Annotated in this window: 23 protein-coding genes; 14 read left to right on the top strand and 9 right to left on the bottom strand. The window is 59.7% G+C overall.

Features of this window, described 5'->3' with window-relative positions; genetic code table 11:
* The first annotated feature begins 134 nt into the window (after nucleotides 1-134).
* The 3 genes from KJF94_RS26965 to KJF94_RS26955 all read left to right on the top strand — a co-directional run bounded on the left by KJF94_RS26965 (nucleotide 135) and on the right by KJF94_RS26955 (nucleotide 3,777).
* Entirely contained in the window at nucleotides 135-1,193 is a 1,059-nt protein-coding gene (locus tag KJF94_RS26965) for a PA0069 family radical SAM protein (protein WP_214380054.1), read from the top strand.
* Between the two features lie 244 nt (nucleotides 1,194-1,437).
* Entirely contained in the window at nucleotides 1,438-2,169 is a 732-nt protein-coding gene (locus KJF94_RS26960) for a carbonic anhydrase (RefSeq protein ID WP_214380053.1), read from the top strand.
* Between the two features lie 81 nt (nucleotides 2,170-2,250).
* Nucleotides 2,251-3,777: a SulP family inorganic anion transporter gene (locus tag KJF94_RS26955; protein ID WP_214380052.1), complete on the top strand. Its 1,527-nt coding sequence runs from the start codon at nucleotides 2,251-2,253 to the stop codon at nucleotides 3,775-3,777.
* Nucleotides 3,778-3,902: 125 nt separating this feature from the next.
* Here KJF94_RS26955 and KJF94_RS26950 read toward each other — a convergent pair whose 3' ends face one another.
* Entirely contained in the window at nucleotides 3,903-4,553 is a 651-nt protein-coding gene (locus KJF94_RS26950) for a hypothetical protein (RefSeq protein ID WP_214380051.1), read from the bottom strand.
* 371 nt (nucleotides 4,554-4,924) lie between these two features.
* Between KJF94_RS26950 and coxB the strand changes: the two genes are divergently transcribed.
* From coxB to KJF94_RS26930, 4 genes are all read left to right on the top strand, one after another.
* Nucleotides 4,925-6,052 (top strand): cytochrome c oxidase subunit II, encoded by a 1,128-nt coding sequence (coxB, locus tag KJF94_RS26945; protein WP_084317500.1) that lies wholly within the window; start codon nucleotides 4,925-4,927, stop codon nucleotides 6,050-6,052.
* Between the two features lie 82 nt (nucleotides 6,053-6,134).
* Entirely contained in the window at nucleotides 6,135-7,727 is a 1,593-nt protein-coding gene (gene ctaD, locus KJF94_RS26940; RefSeq protein ID WP_214380050.1) for a cytochrome c oxidase subunit I, read from the top strand.
* Between the two features lie 165 nt (nucleotides 7,728-7,892).
* On the top strand, nucleotides 7,893-8,444 hold the full coding sequence (locus KJF94_RS26935) for a cytochrome c oxidase assembly protein (RefSeq protein WP_214380049.1): 552 nt from the start codon (nucleotides 7,893-7,895) through the stop codon (nucleotides 8,442-8,444).
* A gap of 25 nt (nucleotides 8,445-8,469) precedes the next feature.
* Nucleotides 8,470-9,357: a cytochrome c oxidase subunit 3 gene (locus KJF94_RS26930; protein ID WP_214380048.1), complete on the top strand. Its 888-nt coding sequence runs from the start codon at nucleotides 8,470-8,472 to the stop codon at nucleotides 9,355-9,357.
* A 3-nt stretch (nucleotides 9,358-9,360) separates the two neighbouring features.
* Here KJF94_RS26930 and KJF94_RS26925 read toward each other — a convergent pair whose 3' ends face one another.
* Nucleotides 9,361-9,564: a twin transmembrane helix small protein gene (locus KJF94_RS26925; protein ID WP_008064738.1), complete on the bottom strand. Its 204-nt coding sequence runs from the start codon at nucleotides 9,562-9,564 to the stop codon at nucleotides 9,361-9,363.
* 70 nt (nucleotides 9,565-9,634) lie between these two features.
* Here KJF94_RS26925 and KJF94_RS26920 point away from each other — a divergent pair, with 70 nt between their 5' ends.
* From KJF94_RS26920 to KJF94_RS26900, 5 genes are read left to right on the top strand one after another with little or no spacing between them, the layout of a single operon-like run.
* Nucleotides 9,635-10,375, top strand: a complete 741-nt coding sequence (locus KJF94_RS26920) for an SURF1 family protein (protein WP_214380047.1) — start codon at nucleotides 9,635-9,637, stop codon at nucleotides 10,373-10,375.
* Nucleotides 10,341-10,934, top strand: coding sequence for a hypothetical protein (locus tag KJF94_RS26915; RefSeq protein ID WP_214380046.1), 594 nt, complete (start codon nucleotides 10,341-10,343; stop codon nucleotides 10,932-10,934). Before KJF94_RS26920 ends, KJF94_RS26915 begins: the two co-directional genes overlap by 35 nt.
* Before the next feature lie 10 nt (nucleotides 10,935-10,944).
* The gene (locus tag KJF94_RS26910; protein WP_214380045.1) at nucleotides 10,945-12,018 is read left to right on the top strand and encodes a COX15/CtaA family protein; all 1,074 of its coding nucleotides are present in this window, start codon (nucleotides 10,945-10,947) and stop codon (nucleotides 12,016-12,018) included.
* Nucleotides 12,006-12,905, top strand: a complete 900-nt coding sequence (cyoE, locus tag KJF94_RS26905; RefSeq protein WP_084317506.1) for a heme o synthase — start codon at nucleotides 12,006-12,008, stop codon at nucleotides 12,903-12,905. The genes KJF94_RS26910 and cyoE overlap by 13 nt, the downstream gene beginning before the upstream one ends.
* Nucleotides 12,902-13,537 (top strand): SCO family protein, encoded by a 636-nt coding sequence (locus KJF94_RS26900; RefSeq protein ID WP_214380044.1) that lies wholly within the window; start codon nucleotides 12,902-12,904, stop codon nucleotides 13,535-13,537. Before cyoE ends, KJF94_RS26900 begins: the two co-directional genes overlap by 4 nt.
* 152 nt (nucleotides 13,538-13,689) lie before the next feature.
* Here KJF94_RS26900 and KJF94_RS26895 read toward each other — a convergent pair whose 3' ends face one another.
* Genes KJF94_RS26895 through KJF94_RS26885 form a run of 3 tightly spaced genes read right to left on the bottom strand, consistent with a single transcriptional unit; the run spans nucleotide 13,690 to nucleotide 16,198 of the window.
* Nucleotides 13,690-14,460: a MetQ/NlpA family ABC transporter substrate-binding protein gene (locus KJF94_RS26895; protein WP_214380043.1), complete on the bottom strand. Its 771-nt coding sequence runs from the start codon at nucleotides 14,458-14,460 to the stop codon at nucleotides 13,690-13,692.
* Between the two features lie 56 nt (nucleotides 14,461-14,516).
* On the bottom strand, nucleotides 14,517-15,191 hold the full coding sequence (locus tag KJF94_RS26890) for a methionine ABC transporter permease (RefSeq protein ID WP_008002212.1): 675 nt from the start codon (nucleotides 15,189-15,191) through the stop codon (nucleotides 14,517-14,519).
* Nucleotides 15,191-16,198 (bottom strand): methionine ABC transporter ATP-binding protein, encoded by a 1,008-nt coding sequence (locus KJF94_RS26885; protein WP_214380042.1) that lies wholly within the window; start codon nucleotides 16,196-16,198, stop codon nucleotides 15,191-15,193. The genes KJF94_RS26890 and KJF94_RS26885 overlap by 1 nt, the downstream gene beginning before the upstream one ends.
* A 264-nt stretch (nucleotides 16,199-16,462) precedes the next feature.
* Between KJF94_RS26885 and katE the strand changes: the two genes are divergently transcribed.
* Entirely contained in the window at nucleotides 16,463-18,601 is a 2,139-nt protein-coding gene (katE, locus tag KJF94_RS26880) for a catalase HPII (RefSeq protein ID WP_214380041.1), read from the top strand.
* A 107-nt stretch (nucleotides 18,602-18,708) separates the two neighbouring features.
* On the opposite strand, the gene KJF94_RS26875 is transcribed toward katE, so the two are convergent.
* The 4 genes from KJF94_RS26875 to zur are packed head-to-tail and all read right to left on the bottom strand — an operon-like array spanning nucleotide 18,709 to nucleotide 21,508.
* Complete coding sequence (locus tag KJF94_RS26875) at nucleotides 18,709-19,425, bottom strand: PA5502 family lipoprotein (protein WP_214380040.1); 717 nt, start codon at nucleotides 19,423-19,425, stop codon at nucleotides 18,709-18,711.
* 37 nt (nucleotides 19,426-19,462) lie between these two features.
* The gene (gene znuB / locus KJF94_RS26870) at nucleotides 19,463-20,251 is read right to left on the bottom strand and encodes a zinc ABC transporter permease subunit ZnuB (RefSeq protein WP_084317511.1); all 789 of its coding nucleotides are present in this window, start codon (nucleotides 20,249-20,251) and stop codon (nucleotides 19,463-19,465) included.
* Nucleotides 20,244-21,026, bottom strand: coding sequence for a zinc ABC transporter ATP-binding protein ZnuC (gene znuC, locus KJF94_RS26865; protein ID WP_214380039.1), 783 nt, complete (start codon nucleotides 21,024-21,026; stop codon nucleotides 20,244-20,246). Before znuC ends, znuB begins: the two co-directional genes overlap by 8 nt.
* The gene (gene zur / locus KJF94_RS26860; RefSeq protein ID WP_214380038.1) at nucleotides 21,026-21,508 is read right to left on the bottom strand and encodes a zinc uptake transcriptional repressor Zur; all 483 of its coding nucleotides are present in this window, start codon (nucleotides 21,506-21,508) and stop codon (nucleotides 21,026-21,028) included. The genes znuC and zur overlap by 1 nt, the downstream gene beginning before the upstream one ends.
* A 66-nt stretch (nucleotides 21,509-21,574) precedes the next feature.
* Between zur and KJF94_RS26855 the strand changes: the two genes are divergently transcribed.
* The gene (locus tag KJF94_RS26855) at nucleotides 21,575-22,495 is read left to right on the top strand and encodes a zinc ABC transporter substrate-binding protein (RefSeq protein WP_214380037.1); all 921 of its coding nucleotides are present in this window, start codon (nucleotides 21,575-21,577) and stop codon (nucleotides 22,493-22,495) included.
* Nucleotides 22,496-22,562 lie beyond the last annotated feature (67 nt).

Genomic DNA, 22,562 nt, shown 5'->3' with positions numbered 1-22,562 from the left:
TTGCGCAAAGTTGTACTTCCCGATTAAAAATCCGTCGTCAAAAAAATAGACAGCTCCACCAGAACGCCGAACGGCACTGGCCGGCTCGCTCAACCTCCGATACTGTATGCACATACAGCGATGAGTATTGATCGATGAGCACTCCCTTGCCGCCGCGAGGTCGCGGCACCGCCACCAACCCGCACAACCGCTTCGCGCCGAACCGCTCAGTGGCGGAGGACGATGGCTGGTATCAGGAAGCGCCGATAACCCAGGGCACCGAGGTGCGCATCGAGACCGCGAAAACCATCATTACCCGCAACAACTCGCCAGACCTGCCCTTCGATCGTTCGATCAATCCCTATCGCGGCTGTGAGCACGGTTGCATTTATTGCTACGCGCGACCCAGCCACGCTTATTGGGACATGTCACCAGGGCTGGATTTCGAAACAAAACTGATTGCCAAGACCAACGCCGCCGATGTGCTGGAGGAGCAACTGTCCAAACGCGGCTATCAATGCGCACCGATCAACCTGGGTTCCAACACCGATCCGTACCAGCCCATCGAACGGGAACACAAGATCACCCGCAAAACCCTGGAAGTGCTGCTGCGCTACCGTCACCCGGTGACGATCATCACCAAAGGCTCACTGATTCTGCGCGACCTGGACCTGCTGGCTGAACTCGCCGAACAACGGCTGGTAGCGGTGATGATCAGCCTCACCACCCTGGACGATGAACTTAAGCGCATCCTCGAACCGCGAGCCGCTGCGCCCAAGGCCCGCCTGAGGGCGATCCGTGTGATGCGTGAAGCCGGGATTCCGGTGGGTGTGCTGTGTTCGCCGATGATTCCGATGATCAACGACAGCGAGCTCGAAAGCCTGCTGACCGAGGCGCAGGCTGCTGGTGCACAGAGTGCGGCTTATATGATGCTGCGCCTGCCACTGGAAGTGGCGCCGTTGTTCGAGGAATGGCTGGCGGCCCACTATCCTCAACGTGCTGCTCACGTGTTGAGCCTGATCCGACAGAGCCGCGGCGGCGAGCTTTACGACAGTCGGTTCGGCGCCCGAATGCGTGGCGAAGGCCCGTTTGCCGATCTACTGGCGCAACGCTTTGCCAAAACAATCAAACGCCTGGGACTCAATCGCCGGGAAGGTTTCAATCTGGATTGCGACGCCTTTTGTCCGCCGGGTCGCCAGATGTCGTTGATTTGAGGACAATTGGCCTATGGTTGAGTAGTCGTAAATGTGTGACATATTTAGGCTGGTCACGTTTCTTGTGACCTGTAACACACGTTTTAGAGCGGTTGATTCAGTTTGAGTTAAGTTTCGGCAGCTACCTTGTTCATCGAGTGACTGATGGGTCGAGATTCATAACCTGGATGTTTTTTAAACAGCCACTGGCTTCACACCGGACAAAACGGGAAAATTCCCTGACTCCGCCAATGAGGATGAATTCATGAGTGACAAGGATAAACAGCCGTTGGCTGCGTCGGCTTCAGCCCAACCGGAGGCAGAAACCGCCGATGCAGCACTGCAGCATATCGTTGACGGCTTTTTGCATTTTCATCACGAAGTTTTTCCACAGCAGGAAGAACTGTTCAAAAAACTCGCCACGGCCCAGAGCCCCAGAGCGATGTTCATTGCATGCGCCGATTCGCGCATCGTTCCTGAACTGATCACTCAAAGCGCCCCCGGCGACCTGTTCGTAACCCGCAACGTCGGTAACGTTGTGCCGCCTTATGGGCAAATGAACGGCGGCGTTTCCACCGCCATCGAATACGCCGTGCTCGCGCTCGGCGTGCAGCACATCATCATCTGCGGACACTCCGACTGCGGCGCCATGCGCGCGGTGCTCAACCCGCAGAGCCTGGAGAAAATGCCAACGGTCAAAGCCTGGTTGCGTCATGCCGAGGTAGCGAAAACCATGGTCCAGGAAAACTGCCATTGCGCTGACGAAAACGAAAGCATGCACGTCCTCACCGAGGAGAATGTGATTGCTCAGCTGCAACATTTGCGCACGCACCCGTCGGTAGCCTCGCGCATGGCCAATGGTCAGCTGTTTATCCATGGTTGGATCTACAACATCGAAACCAGCGAAATCAGAGCTTACGACGCGGATCAGGGTTGTTTCCTGCCCCTCGATGGCAGCCATCCGATTCCGGTGGCGACGCCCAAAGCGCGCTTCTAAAAATCCCTGTGTGGTTTTACCGAGGCTGCTGATCAGCAGCCCGGCTTTGCCATGCCTGAAGAAAACTTCGGGAGAGTCACCATGCGTGCTGCTCAACTTAAAGCTGTTCTGCCACGGGAGCTGCTGGCTTCAGTGGTTGTGTTTCTGGTCGCCCTGCCCTTGTGTATGGGCATCGCCATTGCTTCTGGATTACCACCGGCCAAAGGCCTGATCACCGGGATCATCGGTGGTCTGGTCGTGGGTTGGCTCGCGGGTTCGCCACTGCAAGTCAGCGGTCCGGCGGCGGGTCTGGCCGTTCTGGTGTTCGAACTGGTGCGCCAGCACGGCATCGCCATGCTCGGGCCGATACTGCTGCTGGCGGGTTTTCTGCAATTGGTCGCCGGACGTTTGAAGCTGGGCTGCTGGTTTCGGGTAACAGCGCCGGCGGTGGTTTACGGCATGCTCGCCGGGATTGGCGTGCTGATCGTGTTGTCACAGGTGCATGTGATGCTCGACGCCGTGCCCAAACCGTCGGGGCTGGATAACCTGGCGGCCTTTCCGGCTGCCGTGGCGCAAGCCTTGCCTTCTTTTGGTTGGCAGGCCGGTCTGCTCGGGCTCGCAACCATAGCGGTGATGTACCTGTGGGAAAAACTCCGCCCACATTCCCTGCGCTTCATTCCGGGAGCGCTACTCGGCGTAGGCCTGGCGACCGTCGCCAGCCTGATGCTCGCCTTGCAGGTCAAACGCGTGGAAGTACCGGCCAATCTGGCGGAAGCCATCGACTGGCTGAAACCGGGGGACTTGCTCAATCTCGCCGACCCGACCTTGCTGATCGCTGCCTTCGCTGTCGCCTTCATCGCCAGTGCCGAAACCTTGCTGTCTGCCGCTGCGGTGGACCGCATGCACAGCGGTCAACGTTCGGACTTCGACCGGGAATTGTCGGCTCAAGGTGTCGGCAACATGCTCTGCGGCCTGCTCGGTGCGTTGCCCATGACCGGCGTGATCGTGCGCAGCTCGGCCAACGTGCAGGCTGGCGCTACCACGCGACTGTCGGCGATATTCCATGGCCTGTGGCTGCTGGCGTTCGTGTTGCTGTTGTCGAGCGTGCTGCAAAGCATTCCGGTGGCGAGTTTGGCGGGGGTGCTGGTTTACACCGGTTTCAAGCTGGTCGACCTCAAGGCCTTCCGCGGTCTGGGCCGTTATGGCCGGATGCCGATGTTCACCTACGCCGCGACGGCGCTGGCGATTGTCTTCACCGACTTGTTGACCGGCGTGCTGATCGGTTTCGGCCTGACCCTGGCCAAGCTTGCATGGAAAGCCTCGCGGTTGAAGATCAGCCTGATCGATCTGCCCAAGGACGGCGAAATGGAGTTGCGGTTGATTGGGGCTGCGACCTTTCTCAAAGTGCCGGCGTTGACTCAGGTGTTGGGGACCATTCCCGCCGGTGCGACAGTGCATGTGCCGCTCAATAACCTGAGCTACATCGATCACTCGTGCCTGGAGTTGCTTGAGGAATGGGGTCGGGCCAATGCGGCCAAGGGTTCGACGCTGTTGATTGAAGCGCGGGGGTTGAAGCGCAGGCTGGAGGGGCGGTTGCGGACCAACACCGGTGTAGGTTCCACGGCATAAAACACCAACAATGTGGGAGCGAGCCTGCTCGCGATTGCGGTGTGTCATTCAACATTAATGTCGACTGATACAACGCTATCGCGAGCAGGCTCGCTGCCACAGGGGATGGTGTCGATTCCAAAGAATCAGGCGGCGGGCTGATCCAGTTCCAGCCCTACACCCAACCGGCGTGACATGCACGGCCAGCGCTTCCACGCAGCGCCGGTATCCGGGCTGCTGAGCTTCTCTCGGTAGGCTTCCACCGACTCCAGCGCAAAGCTTTCGTCGTCGAGCATCTCGTCCACGGCGTGATGCACCGCCTCATCCAGTTGGTTGGCAAACTCCTCACCGATCAGTTGGTGAGCAATCAGGTTGGCGACAGTCATGTCCAAGGGGATCAGTGGCTGGCCAAAGTGCTTGATGTACAGGTCGTTGACCTCTTCGACAAACCGGTGTGCCAGATAGGCTTCGTCCAGCAGGCTGTCGAGCCCGATGTGACCCGCCATAAGCGCCGGCGGCTGAAGGAAGTACTGCTCGGCAATTTTCAGCACCGGTTTGATCTGTGACTCGATACCCGCTTCCCTGGCGACTTCATTGGCTGCATCCAGCAGATCAGGAACTTCATCAATGTAGGCGGCGACAAAACGCGTCAGCACGCCGTTGGCATCCGCCTCCGGCAATTGGATCGACGGGTGTAGATGAGGCAGTTTGCTTTCCAGCTGACGCGTCAACAGGCCGGTCTCGGCCTCGTGTTGTTGGGCTTTTTGGATCTGCTCGCGCAATGCGGCGGTGTTCATGAAAACTCCAGGAAACAAAGGCAATGAAATAGGGAAGACATAACTTAGCTTGCATACGAAAAAGGCTAAGACGCATTTGTCATAATTATTTCATCCTTGAGACATCACAGTTATATCCATTTGCCACCACTCGTCCGCATCCTTCTCCATTCGAGACCTAGAACGCAAGTCCCAGCTGTTTCAGATCATTTACGCCGTCACGTTGCGAGGTGGCAGTCGCTGTCTATACTCGGGTGGGAATGGAGTTAGCTGATGACGCCCGACTGCACACGCAGCAAGGCCCGGCGATTCAAGTTCGTAGTCTGAAAATGCCGCTCCCTTGCCGCAGGTGAAAGCCGGCGGGATAAAAAGAACGATAAGGGGAACCCGCAATGATGCGACATCCACACGTCTGGATGGGCCTCCTGTTGTGGTCGATTTTCGGTCAGGCGCACGCCGCCTGGACTGTGAATATGGCGCCGGGAGCGACTGAAATCAGTCACGCAGTATTTGACCTGCACATGACCATTTTCTGGATCTGTGTAGTGATCGGCATCATCGTCTTCGGCGCCATGTTCTGGTCGATGATCCTCCACCGTCGCTCGACCGGGCAGGTGGCCGCAAAATTTCATGAAAGCACCACCGTCGAAATCCTCTGGACCATCGTGCCCTTCGTGATCCTGGTGGCCATGGCGGTTCCTGCCACGGCAACCCTGATCAAGATGTACGACGCCAGTGAGCCGGATATCGATATCCAGGTCACCGGCTATCAGTGGAAGTGGCATTACAAATACCTGGGCCAGGACGTCGAGTTCTTCAGCAACCTGGCCACGCCCGCCGACCAGATTCACAATAAGGAAGCCAAGGGCGAGCACTACCTGCTGGAGGTCGACAAGCCACTGGTGCTGCCGATTGGCGCCAAAGTGCGCTTCCTGGTGACCTCCGCCGACGTTATTCACTCCTGGTGGGTGCCGGCCTTCGCAGTCAAGCGCGATGCGATTCCGGGATTCGTCAATGAAGCCTGGACCCGCGTCGACAAGCCTGGCCTCTACCGTGGGCAGTGCGCCGAATTGTGCGGCAAGGACCACGGCTTCATGCCGATCGTGGTCGAGGTCAAGGAGAAGGCCGATTACGAAAAATGGCTGGGCGAGCGCAAGGCCGAGGCCATGCAGCTCAAAGAGCTGACCAGCAAGGAATGGACCCTCGACGAGCTTAAAGAGCGTGGCGACAAGGTCTATCACACCACTTGCGTGGCCTGTCACCAGGCCGAAGGCCAGGGCTTGCCGCCGATGTTCCCGGCACTCAAGGGCTCGAAAATCGCCACCGGCCCGATCAAGGATCACTTGAGCATTGTTTTCCACGGCAAGCCTGGCACCGCCATGGCAGCGTTCGGCAAGCAGCTCTCGGAAGTCGATATCGCGGCGGTCGTGACCTACGAACGTAACGCCTGGGGCAACAACAAAGGCGACATGGTCACTCCTAAAGAAGTGCTGGAGCTGAAACAGGCGGAAAGCAAATGACCCGGTCTATTGCGTGCACCAGGAACCGGTCGGGGCAATGCGCCCCGGCCCGCCCAGCCCATCTGTTTGCAGGAGACAGGACATGACTACTGTAATCGATGACCATGTTCAGACCCACACCGATCATGCCCACGGCCCGGCCAAAGGTCTGATGCGCTGGGTGCTGACCACCAACCACAAGGATATCGGCACGCTGTACCTGTGGTTTGCGTTCTCCATGTTCCTCTTGGGCGGTACGTTCGCGATGGTGATTCGCGCCGAACTGTTCCAGCCGGGGCTGCAGATCGTCCAGCCGGAATTCTTCAACCAGATGACCACCATGCACGGTCTGGTGATGGTGTTCGGTGCGGTGATGCCGGCGTTCGTCGGCCTCGCCAACTGGATGATCCCGCTGATGATCGGCGCGCCGGACATGGCCCTGCCACGGATGAACAACTTCAGCTTCTGGCTATTGCCGGCGGCGTTCATCCTGCTGGTGTCGACCCTGTTCACCCCCGGCGGCGGACCGAACTTCGGCTGGACGTTCTACGCCCCGCTGTCGACGACCTACGCACCGGAAAGCGTGACGTTCTTCATCTTCGCCATCCACTTGATGGGGATCAGTTCGATCATGGGCGCGATCAACGTGATCGCCACCATCCTCAACCTGCGCGCCCCCGGCATGACGCTGATGAAAATGCCGCTGTTCGTCTGGACCTGGCTGATTACCGCGTTCCTGCTGATTGCGGTGATGCCGGTGCTGGCCGGTTGCGTGACGATGATGCTGATGGACATCCACTTCGGCACCAGCTTCTTCAGTGCCGCCGGTGGCGGTGACCCGGTGTTGTTCCAGCATGTGTTCTGGTTCTTCGGTCACCCCGAGGTGTACATCATGATCCTGCCGGCCTTCGGTGCCGTCAGCTCGATCATTCCGGCCTTTTCGCGCAAGCCGCTGTTTGGCTACACCTCGATGGTCTATGCCACGGCGAGTATCGCGTTCCTGTCGTTCATCGTCTGGGCGCACCACATGTTCGTGGTCGGCATTCCGCTGGTGGGCGAGCTGTTCTTCATGTACGCCACGCTGCTGATCGCGGTGCCCACCGGGGTGAAGGTGTTCAACTGGGCGAGCACCATGTGGCAAGGCTCGCTGACCTTCGAGACGCCGATGCTGTTCGCCGTGGCGTTCGTGATCCTGTTTTCGATTGGCGGGTTCTCCGGGTTGATGCTGGCCATCGCCCCGGCAGACTTCCAGTACCAGGACACCTACTTCGTGGTCGCACATTTCCACTACGTGCTGGTGCCGGGGGCAATCTTCGGGATCTTCGCGTCGGCCTACTACTGGCTGCCGAAATGGACCGGCCACATGTACGACGAAACCCTCGGCAAGCTGCACTTCTGGCTCTCGTTCATCGGCATGAACATGGCGTTCTTCCCGATGCACTTCGTGGGGCTGGCGGGGATGCCGCGGCGGATTCCGGACTACAACCTGCAATTCGCCGACTTCAACATGGTGTCGTCGATCGGCGCGTTCATGTTTGGCGCCACGCAGATCTTCTTCCTGTTCATCGTGATCAAGACCATCCGCGGCGGCCCGCCAGCACCGGCCAAACCGTGGGATGGGGCCGAAGGCCTGGAGTGGAGCATCCCGTCACCGGCGCCGTATCACACCTTCACCACGCCGCCGGAAGTGAAATGAACACTGTGACCTTTGTGGGGGCGAGCCTGTGTGGCGAGGGAGCTTGCTCCCGCTCGGCTGCGAAGCAGACGCAAAGCTTTTGGGGCCGCTTCGCGACCCAGCGGGAGCAAGCTCCCTCGCCACAAAGGGCCGCTCCCACAGGGTCATGCGTAGGAGTTGGAAACCATGGCTGACTCGATTTCGATGAAGAAGCTGGTCACCCGTCTGTTACTGGTGGTGGTGGCGATGTTTATTTTCGGATTTGCCCTGGTGCCGATCTACGACGTGATGTGCAAGGCGTTCGGCATCAATGGCAAGACCGCCGGGCAGTATGAAGGCGAGCAAACCGTCGATACCTCGCGGCAGGTCCGCGTGCAGTTTCTGTCGACCAACTCGGCTGACATGTCCTGGGATTTCTACCCCAAGAGCGACGAGCTGACGGCCAACCCTGGCGCAGTGAACGAGATGATCTTCATCGCGCACAACCCGACTGATAAGCCGATGAGTGCGCAAGCGGTGCCAAGCATCGCGCCGAGCAACGCGGCGGCGTATTTCCACAAGACAGAATGTTTCTGCTTTACCCAGCAAGTGCTGCAGCCCGGTCAACGGATCGAGATGCCGGTACGTTTCATCGTTGACCGTGACATGCCCAAGGATGTGAAGCACCTGACGCTGTCCTACACGCTGTTCGATATCACCGCCCGACATCCACCGGTGGCTGTAAATACTGGCGGCTGAGCGTGCCCGATAAGGAGAACAATAAATGGCAACTCATGAACATTATTACGTACCGGCCCAGAGCAAGTGGCCGATCATCGCCACGGTCGGCATGTTCGTCACCGTGTTCGGCCTGGCCACCTGGTTCAACGATCTGAAAGCGGCGCGGCCGGAATCCCACGGCCCGCTGATCTTTTTCGTCGGTGGCCTGCTGGTGGCCTACATGCTGTTCGGCTGGTTCGGTACGGTGATCAAGGAAAGTCGTCAGGGGCTATATAGCGCCCAGATGGATCGCTCGTTTCGCTGGGGCATGAGCTGGTTCATCTTCTCGGAGGTGATGTTCTTTATCGCCTTCTTCGGTGCGCTGTTTTATGTGCGCCACGTTTCTGGTCCGGCACTCGGCGGTGAAGGGACCAAAGGCATCGCGCATATGCTCTGGCCGAACTTCGAATTCGTCTGGCCCCTGCTGAACAACCCCGACTCGAAACTGTTTCCGCCACCGAAGGAAGTGATCAGCCCCTGGGGCCTGCCGCTGCTCAATACCGTTCTATTGGTCAGCTCCAGCGTCACCATCACCATCGCCCACCACGCTTTGAAAAAAGGCCATCGCGGCGCGCTGAAAGTCTGGCTGGCGATCACCGTGTTGCTGGGTTGTGCCTTCCTCGGCTTCCAGGCCGAAGAGTACCTGCACGCCTACCACGAACTGGGCCTGACCCTGGGCTCGGGCATCTACGGTGCGACCTTTTTCATGCTCACCGGTTTCCACGGCGCTCACGTGACCATCGGCACGATCATTCTGTTCGTGATGCTGATGCGGATCCTGCGCGGGCACTTCGATAACGAGCACCAATTCGGCTTCGAGGCGGCGAGCTGGTATTGGCACTTCGTGGACGTGGTGTGGATCGGGCTGTTCGTTTTCGTCTACGTGCTCTGAGGCTTACCAGGGCGCATGCGACACCAGCTGGCCGCTGAAAAAACCCCAGGCGATCAAGCCGACGGTGATGGCGGCCAGGGCCACACGAACACTCAAGGCAATGACGAGGCGGTTCGAGCTGCTGTCGTCCTTGACCAGAAAAAACAGGCCGCTGAACAGGCTGACAACCGTGGCAATCAGCATCAGGACGATGGCTGCTTTGAGCATGGTGGAACTCCGGGGGAAAGGCGATGCACTTGAGTATAGCTATCGCGACTACCGACTTTCTGGCGACGCCATGAAGCGCTTTCGGCCGGGCATCGTGCCGACGCTGGTGGTCGCCATCCTGCTGCCGCTGCTGGTGTCGCTCGGTTTCTGGCAACTGAGCCGGGGCGCGGAGAAAAGCGCGCTGCTGCACACCTACGCCGAGCGCCGTGCCGCCCCACCGATGGCCAGCACCGAGCTGCAACACACCTTAGACCCGGCCTTTCGCCGGGTTCGCCTCCACGGCCAGTTCGATGCAGCGCACAGCCTGTTGCTGGATAACCGTCAGCGCGACGGCAAGGTTGGCGTCGAGCTGCTGCAACCGTTTCAGGATCAGGCGACCGGACTGTGGCTGCTGGTCAATCGCGGCTGGCTGCCTTGGCCAGACCGGCGCACACCGCCGCAATTCACCACGCCGACTCAGGTATTGAGCCTGGATGCCTGGGTCTACGTTTCACCCGGCGCGACCTTTCAACTGCAGGCCGATCCGAGCACCACGGCCTGGCCTCGGTTAGTGACTGCCGTCGAGCCTTCAAAGCTCTGGACGGCGCTGGACCGTGAAGGTTTTGCCTACGAAGTACGCGCAGAAACCGGCCCCGCGTCCTACCAGGCCGATTGGCCGGTGGTGGCCACCGGGCCGGAAAAACACATCGCTTATGCCGTGCAGTGGTTCGCCATGTCGATCGCCCTGCTCGGCCTCTATCTCTATCTCGGTTGGCACAACGCAAAGGAGAAACACCATGGGAGCGGCCATGAATCCACCCAGCATGTCTGAGGCGAAAACGCCGGCGAACCGGCGCAAGGGTCGCTTGCAGTTGCTGCTGATCCTGCTTGGGGTGATCGGTCCGATGATCCTCGCCACCGGCATGTACAAATTGCAGTTCTGGGTGCCGGAAGGTCGCAGCTATCACGGCGAGCTGATCGGCAACGGCCAGACCCGCGCCGACCTTGGCGTGCAGGCGCAGGAGGACCGCTGGCAATTGCTGGTCACCGCGCCCAAGGAGTGTTCGGCGGACTGCCAGCAACTGGTGTACCTGGCGCGACAAATCCAGATCGGCCTCGGTCGCGATGCGTCCCGCGCCAGTCATGCCATCGCCACCGCGCAGCCGCTGAACAGCGATTACGAGACTAAACTTCAACGCGAGTACCCGCAGTTGCAGCGTTATTCACTGGACCTGCCGACCTACACCAAAGGCGCTCAGAGCAATGACACGCCGCACCTGTGGATCATCGACCCCCACGGCAATCTGGTGCTGCGCTACGACCCGTCGATCAAGGGCAAGGAGCTGCTTAACGACCTGCGCCATCTGCTGAAACTGTCGAACATCGGATAAGGGCATCGTCATGGCCAAACCTGGATTTCGCCTCGCGCTGTTTGCCACCTTGCTGGCACTGATAGTGGTGTTGCTCGGCGCCTACACTCGCCTGACCCACGCCGGCCTCGGCTGCCCGGACTGGCCGGGCTGCTACGGCTTTATCAGCGTGCCGAAAAGCGAAGCTCAGCTGGCCCATGCCGAACTGCATTTTCCCGATACGCCCGTCGAAGCCCACAAGGGCTGGAACGAAATGGTCCACCGCTACTTCGCCGGTACGCTGGGCTTGTTGATTTCGGTACTGGCCGGGCGCGCCTGGGTGCATCGTCGGCATCCGGGGCAACCGGTGAAGCTGCCGTTGTTTCTGTTGGCGGTGGTAATCGCCCAAGCGGCGTTCGGCATGTGGACGGTGACGCTCAAGCTTTGGCCGCAAGTGGTGACCGGGCATTTGCTCGGGGGGTTCGCGACGTTGAGCCTGTTGTTTCTGCTGACCTTGCGCCTGTCCGGCGTGCTGCCCGCGCTCACGGTGCCACGGCGTTTGCAGTATTGGGCGACGGCCGGGCTACTGCTGGTGATCCTGCAAATCGCCCTCGGTGGCTGGGTCAGTTCCAACTACGCAGCGGTGGCCTGCATCGACTTCCCGACCTGTCATGGGCAGTGGCTGCCCCCGGCGGACTTCGCCAACGGCTTTCACCTGACCCAACACATTGGCCCCAATTACCTGGGCGGGCAGCTCGACAGCGATGCTCGCACCGCGATTCACCTGACCCACCGCATCGGCGCATTGCTGGTCACGGTGGCGCTGCTTGGTCTGGCGTGGCAACTCAAAGTCGTCGGCATGACGCGCCTGGCGGGGCTGGTGCTGATCGCCCTCGCCGTACAGATCACCCTCGGCATCAGCAACGTGCTGTTTCACCTGCCGCTGCCGGTGGCCGTCGCGCATAACGCCGGCGGCGCAGGGCTGCTGCTGACGATGGTACTGGTCAATTACCACGCCCGGACCAGTCTGGTTCGGGTCAAACAACCGACACGCTGGCGCTTCAGCCCGCGCAGACATTCAGCCGGGCCCATAACAATAAAAGGAGAGATGCCATGGCGACTCTGATCGGCGCACGTCACAGCCAGGCAATCTGGCGTGACTACCTGGAGCTGACCAAGCCGAAAGTGGTGGTGCTGATGCTCATCACCTCGCTGGTCGGCATGTTCCTCGCGACTCGCGCCGGGGTGCCGTGGACGGTGCTGGTGTTCGGCAACCTGGGGATTGCGTTGTGTGCCGGCGGGGCGGCGGCGGTCAACCATGTGGTGGACCGGCGGATCGATGCGGTGATGGCCCGCACCCATAAGCGTCCCTTGGCCGAAGGCCGGGTTTCACCGACGGCTGCGCTGACGTTCGCATTGGTGCTGGCAGTGCTGGGGCAGGCGTTGTTGCTGGCATTCACCAATCCACTGACGGCGTGGCTGACCCTGGCTTCCCTGCTTGGTTACGCCGTGGTCTACACCGGTTTCCTCAAACGCGCGACACCACAGAACATCGTCATCGGCGGCCTGGCCGGTGCCGCACCGCCGCTGCTCGGCTGGACCGCCGCCACGGGTCACGTCAGTGCCGAACCGCTGCTGCTGGTGCTGATCATCTTCGCCTGGACCCCGCCGCATTTCTGGGCACTGGCGATCCATCGCAAAGAGGAATACGCCAAGGCCGATATTCCGATGCTGCCGGTGACCCACGGCGAGCACTACACCAAAATTCACATCCTGCTTTACACCTTCGCGTTGCTGGCCGTGAGCCTGATGCCGTACGTGATTCACATGAGCGGCGTCCTCTACCTGATTTGCGCTGTCGGACTGGGTGCGAGGTTTCTGCAATGGGCCGTCGTGCTGTACCGTGGCACTCGGCCGCACGCGGCGATCAACACGTTCAAGTACTCTATCTGGTACTTGTTCCTGCTGTTTATCGCGCTGCTCGTAGACCACTACCTACTGTTGAACCTATGACTCGAACCCAGAAAACCGTCTTCATCCTCGTCGCCCTGATCGCGCTGGTCCTGGGCCTGACTATCAACAAAGTGCTGTCCGGCAAAGGCCAGGGTGACCCGACTGCGTTGATCGACGCCGGGATCATCCTGTTGCCGCAAAGCCGTAACCTGCCAGACGTGACGATGACCGATCAGGACGGCAAACCGGTGGCGGTCAATGCGTTGAAAGACAAGTGGTCACTGCTGTTCTTCGGCTACACCTTCTGCCCGGACATCTGCCCGACCACCCTCGCCCAGTTGCGCCAGATCAAGAGCGAACTGCCGCCGGAAGCTGTGGATAAGTTGCAGATTATCCTGGTGAGCGTCGACCCGAACCGCGATACACCCAAGCAGCTCAAGCAGTACCTGGGCTACTTCGATCCGCAGTTTCAGGGGCTGACGGCGGCCTCGGTCGAGGACATTCAGAAGCTGGCCAACGCGGTGAGCATTCCGTTCATTCCGGCGGACACCAGCAAGCCGAATTACACGGTTGATCACAGCGGTAACCTGGCGGTGATCGGGCCGGACGGGACACAGCGCGGGTTTATTCGGGCGCCGTTGAACAATGCCAAGTTGGTGGCGCAGTTGCCGGTGATGCTCAAACGCAAATAAACACGACACCATACCTGCAGGAGCCAGGCTTGCCGGCGAAGGCGCCCGTGAGATCGCCTTCGCCGGCAAGCCTGGCTCCTACAGGGTCTGTGTTTCAGGCATAAAAAAATGGGGCGCATTCAATGCGCCCCATTTTTCGTTACAGCTTCAAATCAGAACGCCGGCACTACCGCGCCTTTGTACTTCTCGAGAATGAAGGCTTTCACTTCCGGGCTGTGCAGCGCGGCAACCAGCTTCTTCATGTCTTCGCTGTCCTTGTCGTCCGGGCGGGCAACGAGGATGTTCACATACGGCGAGTCGCTGCCTTCGATGACCAGCGCATCCTTGGCCGGATCAAGCTTTGCTTCCAGCGCGTAGTTGGTGTTGATCAGCGCCAGGTCGACCTGGGTCAGCACACGCGGAATGGTCGCGGCTTCCAGTTCGCGGAACTTCAGGTCCTTGGTGTTCTCGGTAATGTCCTTGATGGTCGCCAGGATATTGTTCGAATCCTTCAACTTGATCAGGCCAGACTTCGCCAGCAGCAACAGCGCGCGGCCGCCGTTGGTGGCATCGTTAGGGATCACTACGGTGGCACCGCCCGGCAGTTCGGTCAGCGCTTTGTACTTGCTGGAATAAGCGCCCAGTGGTTCGAGGTGCACACCAGCCACGGAAACCAGATTGGTGCCCTTGGCCTTGTTGAATTCATCGAGGTACGGCTGGTGCTGGAAGAAGTTGGCATCCAGACGTTTTTCGGCCACTTGCACGTTCGGCTGGATGTAGTCGGTGAAGACTTTGACTTTCAGGTCCACGCCTTCCTTGGCCAGGGCTGGTTTCACGAATTCGAGGATTTCTGCGTGCGGGACCGGGGACGCCGCAACGGTCAGGGTGTCTGCGTGGGCGGAAAAGGCTGCAACGGCAGCGAACGCGACGAGTAGTTTTTTCATTCAGCTAACTCCTTGTGAGGCGCATGGCGCCTGCCAGCGAATGGCCGGCTCATGACTTATTTACGCGAGAAGTGTACGACCAGCTTATCGCCAACGGTTTGCAGCACTTGAACCAGGACCAGCAGCAATACCACGGTGACGACCATCACATCGGTCTGGAAACGCTGGTAACCAAAACGGATCGCCAGGTCACCCAGACCACCCGCCCCCACCACACCGGCCATCGCCGTGTAGGACACCAGTGTAATAGCTGTCACCGTAATCGCCGCGAAGATGCCCGGGCGGGCTTCTGGCAGCAAGGCATTGGTGATGATCTGACGTGTCGTCGCGCCCATGGCCTGTGTCGCTTCGATGATGCCGCGATCCACTTCACGCAGGGCGGTTTCCACCAGTCGCGCGAAGAACGGCGTGGCACCCACCACCAGCGGCGGAATGGCACCCGCAACACCCAGCGAAGTGCCGGTGATCAACACGGTGAACGGAATCATCACGATCAGCAGAATGATGAAGGGCAGCGAACGCAGAATGTTCACCACCAGCGACAACATTGCGTATACGCCCTTGGCTTCCAGCAACTGACGCGGGCTGCAAAGGAACAACAGCACGCCAAGCGGAAGGCCCAGCAGCACGGTGAACAACAGCGAACCGCCGAGCATCAGCAGGGTATCGCCAGTGGCCAGCCAGATTTCGAACCAGTCGATATTGGCGAAGAAACTTGTCAGGGCTTCCATCAGCGCAGAACCTCCATGTGGACATCAGCCGCGGTGAAGCGGGCAAACGCCGCCTCCATGTCGCCGCCGGTGACCGCCAGGGTCAATTGCCCGTAGGGGATGTCTTTGATGCGGTCGATGCGACCGGCCAGGATGCTGTAGTCCACGCCCGTTTCCCGAGCGACGGTTCCCAGCAATGGCGCGTAGGTCGCTTCGCCCTGGAAGGTCAGACGCACGATACGGCCCGGCACGTGAGCGAAATCGTCGCGCTGTTCGCTTTCGTCGATCTGCTCGTCTTCCTGCACGAAACGCTTGGTAGTCGGGTGCTTGGGATGCAGGAACACCTCGGCCACCGAACCTTGCTCGACGATCACCCCAGCGTCCATGACCGCAACCTGGTCACAAACGCGGCGGATCACATCCATCTCGTGGGTGATCAGGACGATGGTCAGCTTCAGCTCGCGGTTGATCTCGGCCAGCAATTGCAGGACCGACGCCGTGGTTTGCGGGTCCAGGGCGCTGGTGGCTTCATCGCACAGCAGGATTTTTGGCTTGGTCGCCAGCGCGCGGGCAATGCCCACACGCTGCTTCTGGCCGCCGGACAACTGCGCCGGGTACTTTTTCGCGTGGTCGGACAAGCCAACCCGCGCCAGCAACTCGGCCACACGCTGGTCGATCTCACTGCGCGACAATTCGCCCGCAAGGGTCAGCGGCAACGCGACGTTGTCGGCGACGGTCTTGGACGCCAGCAGGTTGAAGTGCTGGAAAATCATCCCGACCTGCTGACGGAAGCGGCGCAAGCCATTGGCGTCGAGTGCCGTGACTTCTTCGCCATCGACAATGATCTTGCCGCCACTGGAGTTCTCCAGGCGATTGATCAGACGCAGCAGGGTACTTTTTCCCGCACCGGAATGACCGATCAGGCCGAAGACCTGACCGTTCTCAATCGTCAGACTGGTCGGGTGCAGGGCGGGAATATCCTTACCGGCGACGCGGTAGGTTTTGTGGACGTTTTGAAACTCGATCACGTAGCGAACCTTGTGGGGCGCGTTAGAAAAGGATCAGCGGTTAGCCGGGCGCGCATTTTAGCCTGTCCGTATAGAGGTTATTAGCATTTATTCCGCATTCATCCTTTCATTTGGCAATAACGCGATCAAAGGTCATAAAAAAGGAACGGCTAAAAAGCCCATCAGTCACTAATAAGGCAACTCGAAAACGCCCCCGGTGCCGTGCCAGGGGAATGCATAAGAGTCCTGGCTACGGCAGGAATCGCAACGAGGAGTTAACGACTGATGAGTACTAAAAAGCCTGCCGCACCCAAAAGCGCACTGGCCGGGACCGACACACTGGATCGCGGCAACACCAATACCAAGCTCGACAGCCTGGAAAAATTCCGCTCCGACGCCACCGAACAAGCCTTGCGCACCAACCAGGGCGTGAAAGTTTCGGACAACCAGAACACGTTGAAAGTCGGCGCCCGCGGACCGTCGTTGCTGGAAGACTTCATCATGCGTGAAAAGATCACGCACTTTGACCATGAGCGCATCCCGGAGCGCATCGTCCATGCCCGGGGCACTGGCGCTCATGGTTTTTTCCAGACCTATGAAAACCATTCCGTACTGACCAAGGCCGGTTTCTTACAGGACCCGGGTAAGAAAACACCGGTTTTCGTACGATTTTCCACCGTACAAGGCCCGCGTGGGTCGGGCGATACCGTGCGCGATGTACGCGGTTTCGCCGTGAAGTTCTTCACCGACGAAGGCAACTTCGACCTGGTGGGCAACAACATGCCGGTGTTTTTCATACAGGACGCGATCAAGTTTCCTGACTTCGTGCACGCGGTAAAACCCGAACCACACAACGAGATTCCTACGGGCGGTTCGGCGCACGACACCTTTTGGGACTTTGTCTCGCTGGTGCCGGAATCAGCGCACATGGTGATATGGGCGATGTCCGACCGGGCGATCCCGAAAAGCCTGCGCAGCATGCAGGGATTCGGCGTGCATACATTCCGGCTGATCAACGCCGAAGGCAAATCGAGGTTCGTCAAATTTCACTGGCGCCCTTCCGCCGGGACCTGCTCGCTGGTCTGGGATGAAGCGCAGAAACTCGCCGGTAAAGACACCGACTACCACCGTCGCGATCTTTGGGAATCGATCGAGATGGGCGACTATCCGGAATGGGAACTGGGCGTACAGGTCGTCGAAGAGGAAAATGAACATTCCTTCGATTTCGACATTCTCGACCCGACCAAAATCATTCCCGAGGAAATCGTGCCGATCACGCCACTGGGCAAGATGGTGCTCAACCGCAACCCGGACAACTTCTTCGCCGAAACCGAGCAGGTCGCTTTCTGCCCGGGGCACATCGTGCCGGGCATCGATTTCTCCAACGATCCATTGCTGCAAGGTCGGTTGTTTTCCTACACCGATACGCAAATCAGCCGACTCGGCGGGCCGAATTTTCACGAGATCCCGATCAACCGTCCGGTGGCCCCCTTCCATAATGGCCAGCGGGATGCGATGCACCGCACCACCATCGACAAGGGGCGCGCGTCCTACGAACCGAATTCCATCGACGGTGGCTGGCCGAAAGAAACGCCGCCCGCCGCGCAAGATGGCGGCTTCGAGACCTATCCAGAGCGCATCGACGCCAACAAGATCCGCCAGCGCAGCGAGTCGTTCAGCGATCACTTCTCGCAGGCGCGGCTGTTCTTTCACAGCATGAGCAAACACGAGCAGGAACACATCATCTCGGCCTACAGCTTTGAGCTGGGCAAGGTTGAGCGGGAGTTTATCCGCGCGCGTGAAGTGAATGAAATCCTCGCCAACATCGACCTGGAACTGGCCAAGCGTGTGGCGCAGAACCTTGGTTTGCCGGCACCGAAGGCCGGGACGGTCGATGTGCCGAAAATCTCCCTGGACCGCTCACCGGCCCTGAGCCAGGCCAATTTGTTGCCCGGTGATATCAAAACCCGAAAAGTCGCGATCCTGGCGGCCAACGGTGTCGATGGCGCTGCAATCGATGCCATGAAGAAAGCGCTGAAAGCAGAAGGCGCGCACGCCAAACTGCTCGGCCCGACGTCCGCCCCGGTGACAACGGCCGATGGCAAGACGCTGCCGGTGGATGCCTCCATGGAAGGCATGCCATCCATCGCCTTCGATGCGGTCTTTGTGCCGGGTGGCGCGGCATCCATCAAAGCGTTGAGCGGTGATGGCGTGGCGCTGCATTACGTGCTGGAGGCGTACAAACACTTGAAGGCGATCGCGTTGCAAGGCGAGGCGAAGCAATTGCTGGATGTGTTGAAGCTCGAGGCTGATGCGGGGTTGATCGTGGGGACGGACGCGAAGTTGATCAAAGCGTTTTTTGCAGCGATAGGGCAGCATCGGGTTTGGGATCGGGAGCCTAAGGCCAAGGCGATTCCGGCTTAAGGCTTTTTGTAGGTCTGAAAGACGCCTTCGCGGGCAAGCCTTGCTCTACAGGATTTGTGCGACATCGGCGCATGACCTGTAGGAGCGAGGCTTGCCCGCGAAGCTTTTTAAGGTTTACGCGGACTCAAGACCATCTGCGCCGGAATGTTGCGCACGATCTGCTTCTGCAGATTCAGATCAAACCCCGAATCCAGCTTCTTCACCCTCTTCGTCAGCAGCGTGGCCAACCAAGGATAATCCTGCGTACGCGGCGCCTGAATGCTCACGTCACATTGGTAATTCACCACATCGGCCGCGATCGCATCCAGTTGCCGACGAAGTTTGCTCATATCGGTGAGGTTCAATGCGACGGTAGTGCTCTCGGCGGTCGGATCAATCACCTTCGCCTGTGGTTTAGCCTCGGCAGCCAACAGCGCTGCTTCAGCTCTATCGAGCTCAGCCTTGCGCGCATTGACGATGGCGTTGTTGACCCCACCGGTCAGCGCCGGAGCCTTGGGCATCAATGCCCGCGCACGGCTCAGGGCGGTGGCAGCAGCATTCACATCGCCTTTTTGCAGCACGATCTGGCTGCGTTGCAGATAGGCTTCGGCGAGTTGCCGTTGGTACTGCACAAGGGATGGGTCGTTTGGCGACCCGGCCTGCAAGGCAGCCAGTTGATCTTCAGCAGTGGCCAGCTCGCTGCTGGCGAGGCTTTGCTCGAGCTGTGCGATGGCCGTTGCCCGCGCATCAGTGGCCTCGGTGGCCGCCGGTGGCGTGCTTTGACATGCGCCCAGTAGCAGCGAAAATGCAACAAGGAGCAGATAACGGGAGGCTAACAGCTTCATTCCTGCGACTCTCTATTTGCGCAAAAAACGAGCAAGTCTACACCCCTCGACGGGGCAGGACAAAACTCAGCAGAAACAGCGCGGCGGCGGCCACCACGATCGACGGGCCCGCCGGCGTGTCCTTGAACCAGGACAATGCCAACCCGCCACACACCGCGAGCATGCCCAGCAGGCTCGCACCCAGTGCCATCTGTTCCGGTGACCGGGCGTGACGTTGTGCCGCAGCCGCGGGGATGATCAGCAGCGACGTAATCAACAACACCCCGACGATTTTCATCGCCACGGCGATCACAACGGCGATCAGCAACATCAGGGTCAGACGCAGCGCCGGCACCGGCAAACCTTCCACCCTCGCCAGCTCTTCATGCACCGTGATCGCCAGCAATGGCCGCCACAATGTCACCAGCAAGGCCATGACAGCCGCGCTGCCGCCGAGTATCCAGGCCAGATCGGTCGGACTGATCGCCAGCAAATCGCCGAACAGATACGCCATCAGGTCGATCCGCACTTCGTGCATGAAGCTTAGTACGACAAGGCCTAAAGAGAGCGTGCTCGGTGCGAGAATTCCCAAAAGCGTGTCGGACGCCAGCGGCTGACGCTGTTGCAAGGTCACCAGCAACACCGCCAATAACAAACAGCCGACGGTGACGGCCACCGTCGGGCTGACATCCAGCAAAAAGCCCAACGCCACGCCGAGCAAGGCCGCGTGGGACAGGGTGTCGCCGAAATACGCCATGCGCCGCCAGACCACGAAAGATCCCAACGGGCCCGCCACCAGTGCCAGGGCCAGGCCTGCAAGCAGGGCGTAGAGCAGAAAATCAGCCATGCTTGCAGCTATCTCCATGAACGTGAGGTTGGGCCGGGGCCGTGGTGACCACCGAGCCATGCAGATCATGGGCGTGGTCGTGATGGTGGTGATAAATCGCCAGGCTTTGTGCGTTCTTTCCGAACAGCTCGACGAAAGCCGGATCGCCGCTCACTTGCTCGGGATGGCCGGAACAGCAAACGTGACGGTTGAGGCAGACCACTTGATCGGTGGTGCTCATGACCAAATGCAAATCATGGGAAACCATCAATACGCCGCAACCGTGACGGTCACGCAGACGGGTGATCAGGCTGTACAGTTCGGCCTGACCCGCCACATCGACGCCTTGCACCGGCTCGTCGAGCACCAGCAACTCCGGCTCGCGCAACAGCGCCCGGGCCAGCAGCACCCGCTGCATTTCACCACCGGAAACACTTTGCACCGGGCTGTCGATCACCTGTTCGGCGCCGACTTCCTTGAGGGCCGCCAAAGCCCGAGCGCGGTCCACGCCCGGCACCAGCCGCAAGAAGCGCAGCACCGACAGTGGAAGCGTCGGATCGACGTGAAGTTTTTGCGGCATGTAACCGACCCGCAGTTTCGGCTTGCGCCACACGCTGCCGCTGTCCGGCTTCAACAAGCCGAGCACCGCCCGCACGAGGGTGGTTTTGCCGGCACCGTTGGGGCCGATCAGGGTGACGATCTGCCCCGGTTCGACGCTCAGTTCGATGTTATCCAGCACGTTTTGCCCGGCAAACCTGACGGCAACCTGCTCGAGGCGGATCAGCGCATTGCTCATCAAGCCCCCTGGCAACCCGAACAGACGCCGACCACTTCGACGGTCTGACTTTCGACGACGAACCCGACATCCCTGGCGCTGGCGATGATCGCTTCACTGATGGACTTCTGTTCAAGTTCGATGGCAGCGTTGCATTCACGGCAGATCAGGAACTGGCCCTGGTGGGCGTGTTCCGGGTAATTGCAGCCGATGAAGGCGTTCAGCGAGGAAATGCGGTGCACCAGACCGTTTTCCAGCAGGAAATCCAACGCGCGGTACACGGTCGGCGGCGCAGCGCGGCGGCCATCCTGTTCGCTGAGCACTGCGAGAATGTCGTAGGCACCCAGCGGCTTGTGGCTTTGCCACACCAGTTCCAGCACCCGCCGCCGCAAGGCGGTCAGGCGCAGGCCTTGACGTGCGCACAGGGCATCGGCCTCAGACAGTGCGCTGTGAACGCAATGAGAGTGGTCGTGGGGACGGCTGGCAATCGGTGTTTTAGGCATGAGCGGCGACGAGTTTTGTGAGAGACGTTATTATGTTACCCGTTCTCGCCTCTTCGAGTGGTCATCGTGTCCCGACTTTTTTCTATCTTTGTCGCATTTGTCGCCAGTTTTCTGTTGATCGGTTCTGCTCATGCCGAAGTCAAGGTTCTCACCAGCATCAAGCCGCTACAGCTGATTGCCGCTGCGGTGCAAGACGGTCTGGCGATTCCGGAAGTGCTGCTGCCGCCGGGTGCTTCCCCGCATAACTATGCCCTGCGCCCTTCCGACGTACGGAAGGTTCAATCGGTGGATCTGGTTTACTGGATCGGTCCGGACATGGAAGGTTTCCTGCCTCGCGTGCTGAATGGTCGTACGCTGCCGAGCGTCGCCGTGCAGGATCTGCCGGGGCTGAAATTGCGTCGTTTCGCCGAAGACAGTCACTCCCACGCCGAAGAAGCCGATGAGCATGATCACGACCACCGTCCGGGCAGCCTGGATGCGCATTTGTGGTTGTCACCAGTCAACGCTCGGGTGATCGCGGCGAAAATGGCCGCGGATTTGAGTGCGGCCGATCCAGCCAATGCCGCGCGTTATCAAAACAATCTTAAAGCGTTCGATGAGCGCCTGGATGCGCTGGACCTGCGCTTGAAGGCGCGGCTGGCGGGTATCGCGGGCAAACCGTACTTTGTGTTCCATGAAGCGTTCGACTACTTCGAAGACGCTTACAGTCTGAAGCACACGGGCGTATTCAGCGTCGCTGCCGAAGTCCAGCCGGGTGCCCAGCACGTGTCGGCAATGCGCACGCGGTTACAGGAAGTGGGCAAGACCTGCGTGTTCAGCGAACCGCCGTTGCGTCCGCGCCTGGCGGAAACACTGGTGGCGGGGTTGCCTGTGAAACTCGCGGAACTGGATGCGCTGGGTGGGTATACACCTGCGACTGCTCAGGGATATGAGCAGGTGTTGGAGAAATTGGGGAATGATTTGGCGGGGTGCCTGGAGTCGTTGTAAATACAGCGATAACCCTGTGGCGAGGGAGCTTGCTCCCGCTGGGCAGCGAAGCGGCCCCAAGATGGGC

The sequence above is a fragment of the Pseudomonas hormoni genome (assembly GCF_018502625.1).
Lineage (GTDB): Bacteria > Pseudomonadota > Gammaproteobacteria > Pseudomonadales > Pseudomonadaceae > Aquipseudomonas > Aquipseudomonas hormoni.
Note: the sequence above shows the minus strand (reverse complement) of the source record. Positions and strands in the feature narration are given on the sequence as shown.

Bases quoted from the DNA above. Each gene is read 5' to 3' on its own strand.
- KJF94_RS26965 (WP_214380054.1), top strand. From the start codon at position 135: ATGAGCACTCCCTTGCCGCCGCGAGGTCGCGGCACCGCCACCAACCCG.
- KJF94_RS26960 (WP_214380053.1), top strand. From the start codon at position 1,438: ATGAGTGACAAGGATAAACAGCCGTTGGCTGCGTCGGCTTCAGCCCAA.
- KJF94_RS26955 (WP_214380052.1), top strand. From the start codon at position 2,251: ATGCGTGCTGCTCAACTTAAAGCTGTTCTGCCACGGGAGCTGCTGGCT.
- KJF94_RS26950 (WP_214380051.1), bottom strand. From the start codon at position 4,553: ATGAACACCGCCGCATTGCGCGAGCAGATCCAAAAAGCCCAACAACAC.
- coxB (WP_084317500.1), top strand. From the start codon at position 4,925: ATGATGCGACATCCACACGTCTGGATGGGCCTCCTGTTGTGGTCGATT.
- ctaD (WP_214380050.1), top strand. From the start codon at position 6,135: ATGACTACTGTAATCGATGACCATGTTCAGACCCACACCGATCATGCC.
- KJF94_RS26935 (WP_214380049.1), top strand. From the start codon at position 7,893: ATGGCTGACTCGATTTCGATGAAGAAGCTGGTCACCCGTCTGTTACTG.
- KJF94_RS26930 (WP_214380048.1), top strand. From the start codon at position 8,470: ATGGCAACTCATGAACATTATTACGTACCGGCCCAGAGCAAGTGGCCG.
- KJF94_RS26925 (WP_008064738.1), bottom strand. From the start codon at position 9,564: ATGCTCAAAGCAGCCATCGTCCTGATGCTGATTGCCACGGTTGTCAGC.
- KJF94_RS26920 (WP_214380047.1), top strand. From the start codon at position 9,635: ATGAAGCGCTTTCGGCCGGGCATCGTGCCGACGCTGGTGGTCGCCATC.
- KJF94_RS26915 (WP_214380046.1), top strand. From the start codon at position 10,341: ATGGGAGCGGCCATGAATCCACCCAGCATGTCTGAGGCGAAAACGCCG.
- KJF94_RS26910 (WP_214380045.1), top strand. From the start codon at position 10,945: ATGGCCAAACCTGGATTTCGCCTCGCGCTGTTTGCCACCTTGCTGGCA.
- cyoE (WP_084317506.1), top strand. From the start codon at position 12,006: ATGGCGACTCTGATCGGCGCACGTCACAGCCAGGCAATCTGGCGTGAC.
- KJF94_RS26900 (WP_214380044.1), top strand. From the start codon at position 12,902: ATGACTCGAACCCAGAAAACCGTCTTCATCCTCGTCGCCCTGATCGCG.
- KJF94_RS26895 (WP_214380043.1), bottom strand. From the start codon at position 14,460: ATGAAAAAACTACTCGTCGCGTTCGCTGCCGTTGCAGCCTTTTCCGCC.
- KJF94_RS26890 (WP_008002212.1), bottom strand. From the start codon at position 15,191: ATGGAAGCCCTGACAAGTTTCTTCGCCAATATCGACTGGTTCGAAATC.
- katE (WP_214380041.1), top strand. From the start codon at position 16,463: ATGAGTACTAAAAAGCCTGCCGCACCCAAAAGCGCACTGGCCGGGACC.
- KJF94_RS26875 (WP_214380040.1), bottom strand. From the start codon at position 19,425: ATGAAGCTGTTAGCCTCCCGTTATCTGCTCCTTGTTGCATTTTCGCTG.
- znuB (WP_084317511.1), bottom strand. From the start codon at position 20,251: ATGGCTGATTTTCTGCTCTACGCCCTGCTTGCAGGCCTGGCCCTGGCA.
- znuC (WP_214380039.1), bottom strand. From the start codon at position 21,026: ATGAGCAATGCGCTGATCCGCCTCGAGCAGGTTGCCGTCAGGTTTGCC.
- zur (WP_214380038.1), bottom strand. From the start codon at position 21,508: ATGCCTAAAACACCGATTGCCAGCCGTCCCCACGACCACTCTCATTGC.